Here is a 13,751-nt window from a genome sequence, read left to right as displayed (position 1 = left end):
TCATTACCGGTAGCAAAAGTAATGGGGGCTTAGAATTGCTCAAACCACCTTCGTTGGTGAGCATGCACACGAAGGTGGTTTTTTAGAACAAGTACTACTCGTGGCGTAGTGCTTCGATGGGGTCGAGTTTGGCCGCGCGGTTGGCGGGGTACCATCCAAAGAACAGGCCGATGGCCAAACAGAACAGCAAGGAAACAAGTACACCCCATAATGGTGGGAGTACTACTCCCCCCATGAAGGTTGCACCCACCATACCGACCACGCTGCCTAAGATCATGCCGATAATGCCGCCGATCATGCACACTACCATTGCTTCGATCACGAACTGGCGTCGGATATCGCGGCGGGTTGCGCCTAGTGCTTTGCGGATACCGATTTCACGGGTGCGTTCGGTCACGGTGATGAGCATAATGTTCATCACGCCAATACCGCCCACGAGCAGGGAAATTCCACCAATGGCGGCGATCACGGAACTGATGGTGCCGAGCACCTTGTTAAAGGTGTCCAAGTCTGTGCTGTTATCGCGGATCTTCACCCGGTATTCGGTGGAGTCTTGGTAGTAGGGTGCGAAATATTCCTCCAGTTTCTTTTGAAATTCCGCGCCGTCGGCCTCAGGGGTTTTGCGCACCGCGATGGTTTGCCAGTGCCCGACCTCATCCTTGAAATGCGCTTGGTTGCCATAAGGAACATAGGCGTTCGCGGGTGGGGGTCCGAAGCTTCCTAAGAGGCCGCCTTGTGATTCCTTTTGCACGCCCACAATCGTGACTCTCAATTCCGCTTCACCTGTATCGAAGGTTACTTCTTGGCCGACAGCGCGCGCTGCTTGGCCGTCGTAAAGCTTCTCAGCGAGCGGCTTCGACACAACCGCAACTGGTCGGTTGCCGAAAATATCGTCTTCATTGAGTGCTCGACCATGCTCGATTTTAATGCCGCGCATGTCCTGGAAATCGGTATTGATAAAGTTTAGGTTGCCCGACACTTCCTCGTCCCCAATGGTGTAGCCACCGCTGACCGAGCCGGTATCGCCGATTGCGATACCTTGCAGGTCGGTGCCGAGATAGCTGCGCAGCTCCTCAACCATGTCTTCCGAAATTTCCATATCGGGATCTTCGAGGTCGCCGAAATAATAATAGAACTGCTCGCCGCCAACTTCGTCCAGCATTTCCTTCGTCGGAATCGGCTGAATAATGATCGAAAAATCGGACGCGCCAAAATCAGACAAGCTCGATGTTGTCGACGAACGCAACGCCTGACCCAAAGTGAGGATGGCAATTACCGAGGCGATACCGATGACCACACCTAAAAGGGTAAGCAGCGAGCGCATCTTGTTACCAGCAACATTGCTCAGCGCAAGGCGCAAAGATTCGACGATACTCATGCTTGATCGCCCCTTTCATGCTTATCGACGCCCCTACTGCTTGCAGTATCTGCGCGCGCAATCACTTCGGTAGGGGCAGCATCGACACCCAATCGCAGCGCTTGCTGCGGTACTCGGGGTGCGCGCGGCCCAGAAATCACACCGTCATGCATAGTCACGATGCGGGTGGTTTCCGCAGCCAGTTCGGGGTTGTGGGTAATAAACACAATGGTGGCCCCGTGTTCTTGGTTCAGGGTATGGAACAAATCCATCACCATGCGTCCTGTTTTGGAGTCGAGGGCACCAGTGGGTTCGTCTGCGAGGATCAGGTCCGGGTTATTGGCGAGGGCGCGGGCAATAGCCACACGCTGCTTTTGACCACCAGACAGTTCCGCTGGCGAATGCCCGGCACGATCAGACATGCCCACCATTGCCAGCAGCTCATCAGCGCGGGCTTCGCGTTCTTTGCGCCCTACCCCGGCATACATCATGGACATTTCCACGTTTTTGCGCGCACTGATACGCCCGATGAGGTTGAAGTTTTGGAAAACGAAGCCAATGTGCAAACTCCGGTAGCGGGCAGCTTCATCATCGCGCAGGGCAAGCACATCGACCCCGCTGAGGCGATAACTACCCGTGGTGGGGCGGTCAAGCATGCCAATGATGTTCATCAGCGTGGATTTACCACAACCGGACGATCCCACAACCGAGACAAATTCGCCGGGGGCAACATCGAATTCGCAGTTGCGCAACACTGTGAGTTCATTTTCGGTTCCGATGTTGAACTTTTTCACAATGTTGTGCATCTCAATGAGCAGGCCGGAGGGTGTTTCATGAGTAGCCATTGCTGTTATTTCGTAGCTTCCTTCGACTCAGGGGCATCGGACTTCTCCCCCGGTGTAGCTGGGGTGGATTCGACTTCTACTTCCTCATCGATTTTGCCCAAGAAGCGCTTGTAGTCGGTGAGAACTTTATCGCCCTTCTTCGCGTCACCGCCGGTGACCTCAAAATCAAATTCCGACTCGTGTCCCACGGTGATCTTACGCTTGACAATCTTCGTCTTGCCCTCATGCTCTGCTACCACAAGCACGAACTTTTCGTTCTTATTCTTGCCTTCGAAAACAGCATCTTTGGCAACAAGCATGTTGGTACTTGCAGGCTTGGTAATAATCCGGGCCTTCGCGGTAGCACCAAGGCGTAGACCTTCGCGGTCGCCTTCGACCTCAATTTCGATAGGGAAGGTTGCCTTCGGAGTAGTAGAGGAGGATTGGTTCGCACCGGCTGCCAGTGCTGGGTTTAACAACTCAGGTGGAGCAGCTGCAGGGGATACGAAAGAAACCTTGCCGGTGAATTTCTTATCCCCAGTTCCGGCAGTAGTGAACTCAACTTTTTGGCCCACCTCCACTTTGGAAACATCCAACTCTTTGACAGTGGAGCGCACGATCAGGCGACGATCATCAGCAACGGTTAATAACGCCCCTGCTGCTGGTGCGCCTTCCTTTGCATCCACGCGCGTGACTACACCTTCGGTCGGGGTGCGTACTTGGGAGGAAGCGATATCGACCTGCAGTTGGGAATCCCCTGCCCCCGCAGCAACTCGCGCGGCACGCGCCGAACGCACAGCATCATCGACAGCGGCTTGCTGATTCTTCAGCTGATTATCCACACTTCGGCGTGCCGTTTCCAGGCTCGTGGCCGCATCTTTTTTCGCTTCAAAAGCTAAAGCCACATCTTTTTGGGTAGCCGCTAGTTTTTGATCCGTCGCCCCTAAGGTGTGATCCAAGGTGCGCTGCGAATCCTGCAAGGTGCGTTGCGCTGCGCTTAAACCTGCGGCATTACCCACCGCCCCTAAACCAGCCTCAGTATAAGCCTGGGGGTATTTCGCCACCACTGTTTCCAATTGGGACACTTGTGCCTTCATCGCAGCAATCTCGGAATCAAGGCGACGAATCTCCTCTTCATCACTCGCTGCGGCACGCTGTTGTTCCAGCGCACTTAAGGCCGCGTTGGCGTCGTTAAGCGCTTGCACATCACGCTGCTGCTGCTGGGACGTAAAGGCAGCATTAGCACCCGTGCGGGCTGCCTCAACCGCCGCCAACAACATCTGTTCGCGGGCAGCTTGCACCGCCGCGTGCTGCGCAATAATCGTCGGATCATTCCCACGCGCATGCTGAGTGCGCGCAAACTCGAACTCCGCGTTAAGCTTCTCGTAATTAGCTTCAGCCTGGCGCAAAGCCGCGACCGCACCATTGATTTCTGGGTTCAACCCTTCATCAACCATGGCCTTGTTCTGGTTATACGCACGCTCAGCGTTTTCAATCTGACTCAAGGCAGTAGCATCATTTGCGGTTTGCTGCGCCCGCTTATTCGCCAGCTCCCGCTCAAGGGCAGAAACATCAATATTTGCCACCACTTGCTCAGGTTGAACACGGTCACCCACACGCACATCAATAGTTTGTACCGGGCCTGGCAAACGGGTGGTTAACGCCACCGTTTTAAACGCTTCAACCTGGCCGCTAACGGAGACGCGCTGAGCATTATCGCGGGTATCAAGAACACGATAGTCAGCGGAAGTGATGAGTTCCTTATTATTCGATGTCATCACATAAACACCACCACCTGCGGCCGCGAGCAGCGCCAGTAATGCTACACCGATCAGCGCCGTCTTCTTCGATGATTTCGGGGCAGTCCCAGTTGCTTGATCCTCAGCCACGATCCGTTAGGCCTTCCTTTTCACAATATTTGCACTTTCCTTGAAGTCTTAGCTGCAAAAGTATCACGCACCCCGCCACCAATGCTATGTGTCCTCCTCTTCTGGGGTGGGGGGAAACCCTGATGAAAACCCCGAAATCAACCCCTGAGCGGATCAACGGTCACCTCGCCGCAGATCCCCTAAGCCCACACCGCGCACAGTCACATAAGAGTACTGTATATCCACTGCTTACTGTATCTATGTGCAGGGTTTGCCGAATGCTGAATTTTCTTCGTGACCTGCAAGTGCAGCACCATGGTTGTGAAAAATAACAATCCCACACTGTAGCCGCAGCACAGTTTAAATGGACGCGAAAATCACAGTCATTCACCTACACTCAACGCTGAATAAAAATACGAAAATTCGTCAGCACACAGCAGCTGCAGCGTCGGCGATACAAACCACCATCATACCTAGGTCGGATTTTCTTCAACTACCCCCGCAGCGCACCCTGACTATGCGTATCGACGCCGCCTCACCCCCGACGTCGACACGCAGCGCACTAGCGAAACGGCACCTCAGCAACCGTACGACGCAACTTGCGGGTACGCAAACGCTCGGGCCGCTGCGCCAAATACTCCACCGCACGCACCGCACACATCACATGCGCCTGCTTAGAATTCGAATAAAACGCCTGCGCCGCAGCCGGCAGCTTCGGTACCGCATGCAAAGGCAAATCCGACACACTCAACAACGTGCCATACGGAATCCGATAACGATACCCATTCGCCGCAAGCGTTGCCGACTCCATGTCACAGGCGGCTGCAGTCGATCCCCGCAACCACTCCCACAGTGCCTTCGGCGTATGCCACTCCCAATTCCGATCATCAGTAGAAATCACCGTACCCGTGCGCATCAAATCAAGATCGTCACCATAAATCTCCTTCACACTCGCCTCAAGCGCACGCTGCACCTCCGGGACCGCCGGGATAGGCAAGCTCACCGGGATATGACTATCCAACAAATTATCGGAACGCTGATACGCATTGCCCAAAATCAAATCCCCCATCCGCATGCGCCCATCAAGCCCCGCACAATGCCCAATCATCACCCACACCTCTGGGCGGAGAACAGCCAAACAATCAGTAATAGTCTTCGCATTCGACGGACCCACACCAATATTGACCATCGTAATCCCCGTATTATCCTCAGCAACGAGATCAAAACGCGGCATCTGGAACCGATCATGGCTTGTAAATTCATGCACATCCAGCGCGGTAGCCTCAGCACGAGTAATAGTCATCCCCGCAACCACAAGACTCGTATAGCGACTACCCGCGCGCTGCAACTCAGCCAATCCATAGCGCAAAAACTCGCGCGTATGCATCCCATAATTAGTAAACAAAATATAGCGCTGAACAGTATCAACACTCATCCCCGTGTAGTGCTCAATACGAGCACAGGCAATATCGAAACGGTGCGCCGTGAAATGCGCCAGTGGCTTCTCCTCACCATGAAAAGCCTCCCAATCACCATCCACAATCGCATCATGAACATCATCGAGCGTTGCCCGCGGAATCGCGGGGTGCCGGTGCGAACCCAACACACTGCTATCAAGCTGATCAATATATTCCGGCGGAATCGCCTGGCCAGAATCCCCCACAGTAATCGTGCACGGATAATGCGCACACAACTGCTTCAACTGATTTTCCAGATAACTACGCATCAACCGTGGCTTAGAAATCACCGCCGAATAAGTACCCGCCTCGTTCACATAGCCAAACGGGGCCGTGCGATCAATCGGATGCCAACTATGCACCGTCACCGTAAGTTTCGGATAAGTCACCGCCGCATACTGTTCATACTCCCCACGAGCGATCACACGGTGCGCCAAGGCACAAGACTTCTCATAATGCGCAATCAGCGCATCCACCGCCGACTGGGCATTGAACCCAGCCGCATCCGTCGAACCTTCACCTTGCACAAAGTGATCATCACCCATGTCCACACCAGCCTTTCTCCACAGCTTCTTTATATGTGAGCACTCCCCCACACGAAGCAGCCGCCCGCACTCTCTAAGCGCAACTAAAAAAATTCACAGTTGCCACGATCCTACCGTGAGCACAACCACGACGTGGGAAAAACAAACACTAGCGAAATACCACAAGGGGCAGGAGTCAATAACCTCCTACCCCTTGTTCCAGTGCGATCACGCAGAACAAAAACTAGCCCTTCACCGGGTGCCCTGAAGCCAAAGACACCCGGTTGAAAGCATTAATCAAAGCAATCGCCCACCCCAACGCAGCAACCTGCTCAGGGCTAAAAACTTCCAACGCTTTCAGCGGCGCATCAGCAGCCCGTGCCCCGGTGGGCAAAATGGTCAAAGCCTCGGTCAGATCCAAAGCTGCACGTTCCTGAACACTGAAAATATCAGTCTCACGCCAGGCATTTAGCACATCCAGCTTCACCTCGCTCACACCAGCCTTGCGTGCCTGTGGGGCATGAATGGACAGGCAGGTTGCACAACCATTAATCTGGCTGGCACGCACAAGCACGAGTTCTACCAGATCCTGAGGCAAACCAACCTTCTCCAATTCTTGACCCAATGTGGAATAGGTGAGCGCCAAAGCTTTGTACACTTCTGGGAAACTCTTATCCAAATAGGGGCCATGCTCCAGCTGCTGTGGGTAGTTCGTGCTCATGGCGACATCTCCTTTACTACTGCCTCCTGTAGCCAATGCAAACAGGTAGTTGAAAAAGCACAACAGATACACTGTCCCCATAAGCAACCAGTGGGTTGGAAAAAATATTCCCAACACCACAAAAACTGCACACACGCTGCTGAAATTGTGCTGATTTACCCGCCGCATTCACGTGCGTTAAAGCACCGCTGGCACGCACACATGCCCGCCTCATCCCCTGCTTTCTCCCAGGGAAAGAAGCCAGTGCGAATAAGCTGTAACCGGATCTCTGCATGTGTGGCTAGGCTAGTCCGCACAAAAATTGTGCGCTTTTGCTCTCTGTGTAGGGATGCACGCCTAAGAGTTAGAGTTTCAGAATCGAAGCCAAAAATTGACCTGCGGTTTTATTGGTAGCACTTGCTCTATCTCTAACTGATAATTTCCAACATGTGCACTAAGCCAAAACACAGCAACAAGTGGGCGGACTAAGCCAAGCACAGAAGGGCCCCCGACCCTCCGCCCACGCAGCGCAATCACACGACCCATCAAACACACATGAACTCCAGCAAAATCCAGCAGGCATGGGCACATGAAGGAGGATAAGTACACCATAGCTGTTAACAAAAGGTAGTTATCATCTTAATTGTGTGCTCAATCATTAAGCCTTAAAAAATACACGCTTCATTTATTCCAGTACCCAGTGCGCTTAAAGGAAACACACGCAAAAATTTAATTGCACACAGCTAAGTCACAAAAACCACACCAGCAACATTATAAGCGGGGGTATTTAAAAAGCGACAGCTACCCCCGCACCCAACACAGAACTGCTACTATAGGCCTTAAAGCGCACATACCCCCGCCTAGACCAGTAGATTCACCACACCCCTACTGCCCACCTAAGCAGAGGTTCACGAAAAACCCGGAAAAAGAAAACCGGATAAAACGTGAAAAACTCACGCACTCTAACCCGCATAACATTCGCACAAAGGATACGGAAAAACTGACACAATGTAAGGACACCCCCATGAATTCTTCGCTACAATTGCACAACTACCTCCACTCCGGATGGCGCCTCGGCCTGCTGGGAATACTTGCGGTAGCCACATTTTTTCTCGTTGTGGGCTTTTGGAACGATTCCATCTCCCTAATCCCTTTCATTGTGCTCGCACTCATCCTGTTCACCTTAAACGTGCTGGTGTTTAAAATCTGCACCTATATCCGAATCGACAATTCCAGCGTGCACTTCGGCCAACTCCCCCTGATCAAACAGCAAATACCACGGAAAAATATTGCCTACATAGCACTCGAATCTATCCCCTCCGAGCAGCGAATCCACCGCGAATGGGGTGCGAAAGGCAATCCGCATCAACCGGCTGGCTTTTTCATGGATGTTAATTCCAGCACTGAAGCAATCACCATCACCACCAAAGATAATCGCCTGTATAAAGTAGGCATCGGCACAGAACTTCGTGGCGCCGCCGAACTAGTGGATCGTTTCATGCGCACCATCGAAGCGCCCCGCTAAAGCAACAATGAAACATAAAGCCCCGGCGTCGATACGCACGTGCTGTTGGCATAGAAAAAGCACACCCTCCATAAATACAGGATGGGTGTGCTTTTTAAATGTTCAGCAAAAGTGCTTTACTGATCTGCCTTCTTGAATGGGAAGCCCAGTTCGCGCAGCAGCGCGCGGCCTTCGTCATTGTTGGTAGCAGTGGTCACGACGGTGATGTCCATACCGCGTGGGCGGTCGACCTTGTCAACGTCGATTTCGTAGAACATGGTCTGCTCGGTCAGGCCGAAGGTGTAGTTACCGTGGCCGTCGAACTGCTGATCAGACAGGCCGCGGAAGTCACGAATACGTGGCAGAGCGACGGTCAGCAGGCGGTCCAGGAACTCCCACATGCGGTCGCCACGCAGGGTGACGCGGGCGCCGATTGGCATGCCCTCACGCAGCTTGAAGTTAGCGATGGACTTCTTCGCGCGACGCAGTTCTGGCTTCTGGCCAGTGATCGCGGTCAGGTCTTCCAATGCACCGTTGATGAGCTTGGAGTCGCGAGCAGCGTCGCCAACACCCATGTTCACAACAACCTTGACAACGCCAGGGATCTGCATGACGTTATCGTAGGAGAACTCTTCGTTGAGCTTGGTGCGGATTTCCTCGCGGTAGCGGGTCTTCAGACGTGGAGTGTAGGTCATGATTAGATGTCCTTCCCATTGCGACGGGAGATACGGACCTTCTTGCCGTTCTCATCGAAGCGGTAACCAACGCGGGTTGGCTTGCCATCGGAATCCAGAACCATCACGTTAGACACGTGGATTGGTGCTTCCTGGGTTACGATGCCGCCGGACTCAGCGCCACGCTCTGGTGCGGAGTTAGCAACGTGCTTCTTGATGCGGTTAACGCCCTCAACCAGAACCTTGTTGGTCTTAGGGAAAGCCTGAATAACCTTGCCCTGTGCGCCCTTGTCTGGGCCGGAGATTACGACAACCATGTCGCCCTTATGGATCTTCATAAGTTAGATCACCTCCGGTGCGAGAGAAACGATCTTCATGAACTTCTTGTCACGAAGCTCGCGAGCAACGGGGCCGAAGATACGAGTGCCCTTAGGCTCGTTGTCGTTCTTGATGATAACGGCAGCGTTCTCGTCGAACTTGATGTAGGAGCCGTCTGGACGACGGGTTTCCTTCTTCGCACGAACGATAACAGCCTTCACAACCTCGCCGGCCTTCACGTTGCCGCCAGGGGTTGCTTCCTTGACAGTAGCGACGATAACGTCACCAATGCCAGCAAAACGTCGGGTGGATCCACCGAGAACGCGGATGCACAGAATTTCACGTGCACCGGTGTTGTCGGCGACCTTCAGACGCGATTCCTGCTGAATCACTAGGGTCTCCTTGACCTATATTTTATGTGCGGCAGATTTCCGAACTGACGCACGCGGTCTATGTACGTGCAGCTTTTCACATTTAAACCAGTAGTGGTTAAACAACGAACCATGAAGGTCGAGGGGTTTCGCAGCTTCGCCACTCCGGAAACAGCAGCGGAAAGATGCGACCTATGAAAGGCAACCTAGAAATTTAACCACACCCCCACCCCCACACGCAACACACAGCCGACAAACATATCCGCGCACTACGCGATTGCTTTTCGACCCCACCACAAAGGGGCTGCTTATAGCGCAGGAGGCATTCCCACAGTGCGGGGCTACGCCCTTGCCTTGAAATGGTGAGCCAAGAAAACCCCACGACCTCCACGGTCTTAGGATTTTAATGAAGGAGTTTGCCCAAATTGCGCAATATAACGAATTTCTGGAGTGATTTCTTCTGTACTTTTACCTTCAGCGACGCGCTTGATCAGGAGTTGTGCCGCTTTAATCTGGTTTTTTGTAGGACTCCATTCTCCCTCGCCTCCGCTCGACACTAGCCGTAGCTTCGCAAGTAGATTGTGCCTATCACTACTTTTTGATAGGTTTTTTAAAAGGACACCAATTTCATATTCTAAAGACCCATCTGACAAAAGAGCATCTTTCAAAGCTATCTTGTAAAACTTTTCTCGTCTGTCCTTTTTTGTGGCAACCTTTCGCCTTGTGGCAACTTTGCGCGCCAAATCTCTTTTATGATTCCGTGGCAAAACATGCGACATGACCACCCTCCTTTCACTATTAAATTCCTATTTTTCCAAGCCCTTATTACATACATTCTTAATCGCAGAATCAATAATCTGTTGCTCATTCTCCTCCAATTGAGGATGGTTGTCAAGGGCATCCAACAGCGCAAGACCCATAGCCACCTTGTTTTCATCTTCACTGAAACACAGTTCGCATGCCCACCGCACGCTTTCGTGCCATGCTTTCAGAGATTCCTGTTTTCTGGAGTTTCGCACTGTGTGATGGACACCCAACCATGCGATAGTAGCGGCCAACATTGGTGAAAATGCCTGAAGAAGCGGTACAATCGTCATTCCAACTGACTCTTTACTGTCAACCTCTATCGCCCAAGCAAACCCAACCAATGCAATTGTGCCAACAAAGCTATAAACCAATAAAAGCTTGACCCAAGTTTCGGCATGTTTTAAATGATATAAAACAAGGGTAAAACTTCTCATTCCTCACCTCTTTATTTTAATGAAAATGTGCACATATTTAAGTTGTTGACTACGGATAAATATTCAATACTGGCCACACCTTCCCTGGCTGCACATAAAGCTTTATTCCGCTGCTAGATTTTCGCATTTTTTGACTTACTGATGATTGACTTTCATTCGTATCTGCACAACACTTAAAAAGGTCAAGTTACAAATACACACTTTACACACGTTGCGCTCCACATTTCACCGTTTAAAATGTTGGTGAATAATTTTGTCTAAGGTTTCTTTCTCCATGGGGCGCATCCCCTCGCAGGCATCTACGCACACGCACAGCTGTAGGCTGCCTTGTGCGGAATAGCTAATAATCTCCTTATTGTGGGTATGCCCATGCACCAGCGGCTGGCCTAAATCTCGGAGTCGAAATTGTTCCATGCGATCAGTATCAAATTGATCGCCCGTGTATGGGAAGTGGCTCAGCATCACCCGCATTCCGGCCATTTTTGTGCTGGCCGCTAACTGGATAGTGTCATACACCTGTAAAAAAGTGGGCAGGCGCTTATACGATTTCGTCGACATCGGGTGAATACTGTCATGGTTTCCCACGATCCCATGCAGGGCGAGGCGAGAATTTTTCTTCACCAAGAGATTCTCGCGCAGACGCTGCAACTGCCCAAGGGCATAGTCTTCGTCTTCTTCTGTGCCACAGGAATTATCCCCAAGAATCCACAGGCGAATATTTTCGTCCGCTGGGAGTTCATCCATCCATGCCTCAAAAAGTGCGCGATCGTGGGCGCGCGGGGATCTAAATCCTCGCAACTCGGACACAAGCGTGTGCCCAAAATGCGGGTCCGAAATATAGAAATCGCGCATGTACTCGCACCTTCCTGAAACTACCCCAACGTCCTTTGTGTGCATTCTTTCCACAGCGCTTGTGCACCCCGACGTCGCAGCTTTAGTCACGAACTTACCAAAATATTCGCAAGGCGACACGGAGCGTTTTCCTCATAAGACTGGGAGTACGACAAATCGTGATATTTCAGAGGTGGAACGGCAGCGAAAGCTTCAAGACCAGCAGCAATCCCAAGCCTGTTCCAGACGAGCTTTTCGTAGCGGAGCGGTCACGATCAAGTAGCGCCAGAGTGGATATCGTGTAGCACTCTCCCCCAAAACAAACACTTTAGAATGATGTTCACTATCGAAAATAGGCATCAAGAGAAAGGATCAGTCGTGGATATCACGATCCGTGATAATTACCTCCCCACCAAAGAAGAAGCGGTTTCCCTCTACAACTCGGTGGGTTGGCAAGCCTATACCCGCAACCCCGACCAGCTGATGCGAGCGCTGGAAGGATCGCGGTTTGTGGTCTGCGCCTACCACGGCGACGAATTAGTCGGCCTTGCCCGCATCGTTGGCGATGGCGAGGTCATCGCCTATCTGCAAGATATTCTGGTCAAGCCTGAGCTGCACCATCAAGGCATTGGTCGCGTATTGATGGAGCACGCATTCGCCCCCTTTGCGCACTGCCGCCAACACGTGTTGCTTACCGACGACCAGCCCTACCAGCGCGCATTCTATGAAGCAATGGGCTTTACCGAGTCAAGGGATTTCGGTGACTTTGAATTGCGCGCCTTCATCCGTTTCACTGAATAGAAAAATTCCCGCTACACTAAGCGGTCCATCAGTGGTTGAATGTGCGCGGCAGGATTATCTACAGCCACTGCCCCGCCGGCAGCGACCACGAGGTGTTTGACCAAATTCCACACGATGCCCGCGGCGGCGAATTCGGCAGCGGGAGCAGTAGCGCCGTCGTCGATAAGCTTCTGCGTGATTGCTTGGATCATGCCTACTTGAAACAGCACTCCCCCTGGGCCGTCGTAAATGTGGAAATAGAAAGCGGCGTCGGCAGCCATGCCGTCGAAGAGTTCGCTGAGGAAATCGCCTTGCGACGCCTGCTCAATCAGCGTCCCCACGCGCTCAAATCCGCAGGTAGCAAACAGCATGCCGAGGTCAGGGAAGTATTGGTAGAAAGTGGGGCGGCTTAGTCCCGCGTGTTTGACCACGTCGGTGATGGAGATGTCGACAGAATGTCGCTCGTGCAAAAGCTCATCCGCAGCAGAAAGAAGTCCGGCGCGGGAGCGGACAGCTGTGGGATTCATCAAAGCCATAGGCGAATTTTAACATCTGTTAAAGACTATTCCTGCGCACTATTCACACAACATTCACCAAATATTCACACGCCCATCATCTTGTGCACAGTCCGCACCTGCCCGCACAGGTCTACCCCGCAAAATTGCTGGTGTGTGCGGCGGGCATTCCTCGTTACACTTGCCGTGGTGGATTAGTGGACAACGCGCACGCACAGCCCACATGACGTCACCGTTATTATCAACAACGGGCAGCGTTTCGACGCCGACACAACACTGCTGAGCGTGCGCGGCCTGGCGCGTGACTTACCGTCCATCGAGCGCACCTTATTAAATATGCTCAGCCAGCTTTCCTGCGCCGCCACGCTTACTGCCGCCTGGGTGGATGTCTGCGCGGATTCAGCTGCCCGCATTCGCGATACCGGCAAGAACATCCCTAGGCTTCGACTCCTCCAGAAATACGCGGTGCGCTGCGGCGGTGGGGGAAACCACCGTTTGGGCTTGGGCGATGCGGCACTGATTAAGGGTAATCACACCATTGCCGCAGGCTCGGTGGCACAAGCGTTTCAGGCGGTTCGCGCCTATAACCCTGCCATTGCCATTGAGGTCGAGTGTGACACCTTTAGCCAGGTGGTGGAAGCCGTTGATGCGCGGGCGGATCTGATTTTGCTCAATCACATGTCGGTGGTGCAGATCGCCCGCCCGAAAGGTGTGCGTACCGAAGCATCCGGCGGGCTGACACTCGAAAACGCTGCCGCTATTGACGCAACTGGCGTGGATTAACTCG

The 13,751-nt window shown here is 52.7% G+C and carries 15 protein-coding genes; 3 read left to right on the top strand and 12 right to left on the bottom strand.

All coding sequences use genetic code 11. The annotated features are described in order from the left end of the window. Nucleotides 1–94: 94 nt before the first annotated feature. From CFELI_RS01920 to CFELI_RS01900, 5 genes are all read right to left on the bottom strand, one after another. Nucleotides 95–1,378, bottom strand: a complete 1,284-nt coding sequence (locus CFELI_RS01920; RefSeq protein ID WP_277105294.1) for an ABC transporter permease — start codon at nucleotides 1,376–1,378, stop codon at nucleotides 95–97. Further along, nucleotides 1,375–2,202 carry an ABC transporter ATP-binding protein gene (locus CFELI_RS01915; protein ID WP_277105295.1) on the bottom strand — a complete coding sequence of 276 codons (828 nt, stop codon included), beginning with the start codon at nucleotides 2,200–2,202 and terminating at the stop codon, nucleotides 1,375–1,377. Before CFELI_RS01915 ends, CFELI_RS01920 begins: the two co-directional genes overlap by 4 nt. A 5-nt stretch (nucleotides 2,203–2,207) precedes the next feature. Continuing rightward, complete coding sequence (locus tag CFELI_RS01910) at nucleotides 2,208–4,070, bottom strand: efflux RND transporter periplasmic adaptor subunit (protein ID WP_277105296.1); 1,863 nt, start codon at nucleotides 4,068–4,070, stop codon at nucleotides 2,208–2,210. Nucleotides 4,071–4,611: 541 nt separating this feature from the next. Continuing rightward, nucleotides 4,612–6,051, bottom strand: a complete 1,440-nt coding sequence (gene amn, locus CFELI_RS01905) for an AMP nucleosidase (protein WP_277105297.1) — start codon at nucleotides 6,049–6,051, stop codon at nucleotides 4,612–4,614. A gap of 223 nt (nucleotides 6,052–6,274) precedes the next feature. Beyond that, nucleotides 6,275–6,751, bottom strand: a complete 477-nt coding sequence (locus CFELI_RS01900; RefSeq protein WP_277105298.1) for a carboxymuconolactone decarboxylase family protein — start codon at nucleotides 6,749–6,751, stop codon at nucleotides 6,275–6,277. A 1,003-nt stretch (nucleotides 6,752–7,754) separates the two neighbouring features. On the opposite strand from CFELI_RS01900, the gene CFELI_RS01895 reads away from it, so the two are divergent. Beyond that, nucleotides 7,755–8,255, top strand: a complete 501-nt coding sequence (locus CFELI_RS01895) for a hypothetical protein (protein ID WP_277105299.1) — start codon at nucleotides 7,755–7,757, stop codon at nucleotides 8,253–8,255. 116 nt (nucleotides 8,256–8,371) lie between these two features. Here CFELI_RS01895 and rplE read toward each other — a convergent pair whose 3' ends face one another. The 6 genes from rplE to CFELI_RS01865 all read right to left on the bottom strand — a co-directional run bounded on the left by rplE (nucleotide 8,372) and on the right by CFELI_RS01865 (nucleotide 11,690). Further along, nucleotides 8,372–8,929 (bottom strand): 50S ribosomal protein L5, encoded by a 558-nt coding sequence (rplE, locus tag CFELI_RS01890; protein WP_277105300.1) that lies wholly within the window; start codon nucleotides 8,927–8,929, stop codon nucleotides 8,372–8,374. A 2-nt stretch (nucleotides 8,930–8,931) separates the two neighbouring features. Next, entirely contained in the window at nucleotides 8,932–9,246 is a 315-nt protein-coding gene (gene rplX, locus CFELI_RS01885; protein ID WP_277105301.1) for a 50S ribosomal protein L24, read from the bottom strand. A gap of 3 nt (nucleotides 9,247–9,249) precedes the next feature. Continuing rightward, entirely contained in the window at nucleotides 9,250–9,618 is a 369-nt protein-coding gene (gene rplN, locus CFELI_RS01880; RefSeq protein WP_277105302.1) for a 50S ribosomal protein L14, read from the bottom strand. Nucleotides 9,619–9,992: 374 nt separating this feature from the next. Further along, nucleotides 9,993–10,376 carry a hypothetical protein gene (locus CFELI_RS01875; RefSeq protein WP_277105303.1) on the bottom strand — a complete coding sequence of 128 codons (384 nt, stop codon included), beginning with the start codon at nucleotides 10,374–10,376 and terminating at the stop codon, nucleotides 9,993–9,995. Nucleotides 10,377–10,403: 27 nt separating this feature from the next. Beyond that, entirely contained in the window at nucleotides 10,404–10,838 is a 435-nt protein-coding gene (locus CFELI_RS01870) for a hypothetical protein (protein ID WP_277105304.1), read from the bottom strand. Nucleotides 10,839–11,063: 225 nt separating this feature from the next. Further along, the gene (locus CFELI_RS01865; protein ID WP_277105305.1) at nucleotides 11,064–11,690 is read right to left on the bottom strand and encodes a metallophosphoesterase; all 627 of its coding nucleotides are present in this window, start codon (nucleotides 11,688–11,690) and stop codon (nucleotides 11,064–11,066) included. Between the two features lie 357 nt (nucleotides 11,691–12,047). Here CFELI_RS01865 and CFELI_RS01860 point away from each other — a divergent pair, with 357 nt between their 5' ends. Beyond that, entirely contained in the window at nucleotides 12,048–12,470 is a 423-nt protein-coding gene (locus CFELI_RS01860) for a GNAT family N-acetyltransferase (RefSeq protein WP_277105306.1), read from the top strand. Nucleotides 12,471–12,481: 11 nt separating this feature from the next. Here CFELI_RS01860 and CFELI_RS01855 read toward each other — a convergent pair whose 3' ends face one another. Further along, nucleotides 12,482–12,985, bottom strand: a complete 504-nt coding sequence (locus CFELI_RS01855) for a TetR/AcrR family transcriptional regulator (RefSeq protein WP_277105307.1) — start codon at nucleotides 12,983–12,985, stop codon at nucleotides 12,482–12,484. 216 nt (nucleotides 12,986–13,201) lie between these two features. On the opposite strand from CFELI_RS01855, the gene CFELI_RS01850 reads away from it, so the two are divergent. Beyond that, the gene (locus CFELI_RS01850) at nucleotides 13,202–13,747 is read left to right on the top strand and encodes a nicotinate-nucleotide diphosphorylase (RefSeq protein ID WP_310129473.1); all 546 of its coding nucleotides are present in this window, start codon (nucleotides 13,202–13,204) and stop codon (nucleotides 13,745–13,747) included. Nucleotides 13,748–13,751 lie beyond the last annotated feature (4 nt).

The organism is Corynebacterium felinum (assembly GCF_030408755.1).
In the GTDB taxonomy this organism is placed as follows: Bacteria; Actinomycetota; Actinomycetes; order Mycobacteriales; family Mycobacteriaceae; genus Corynebacterium; species Corynebacterium felinum.
Note: the sequence above shows the minus strand (reverse complement) of the source record. Positions and strands in the feature narration are given on the sequence as shown.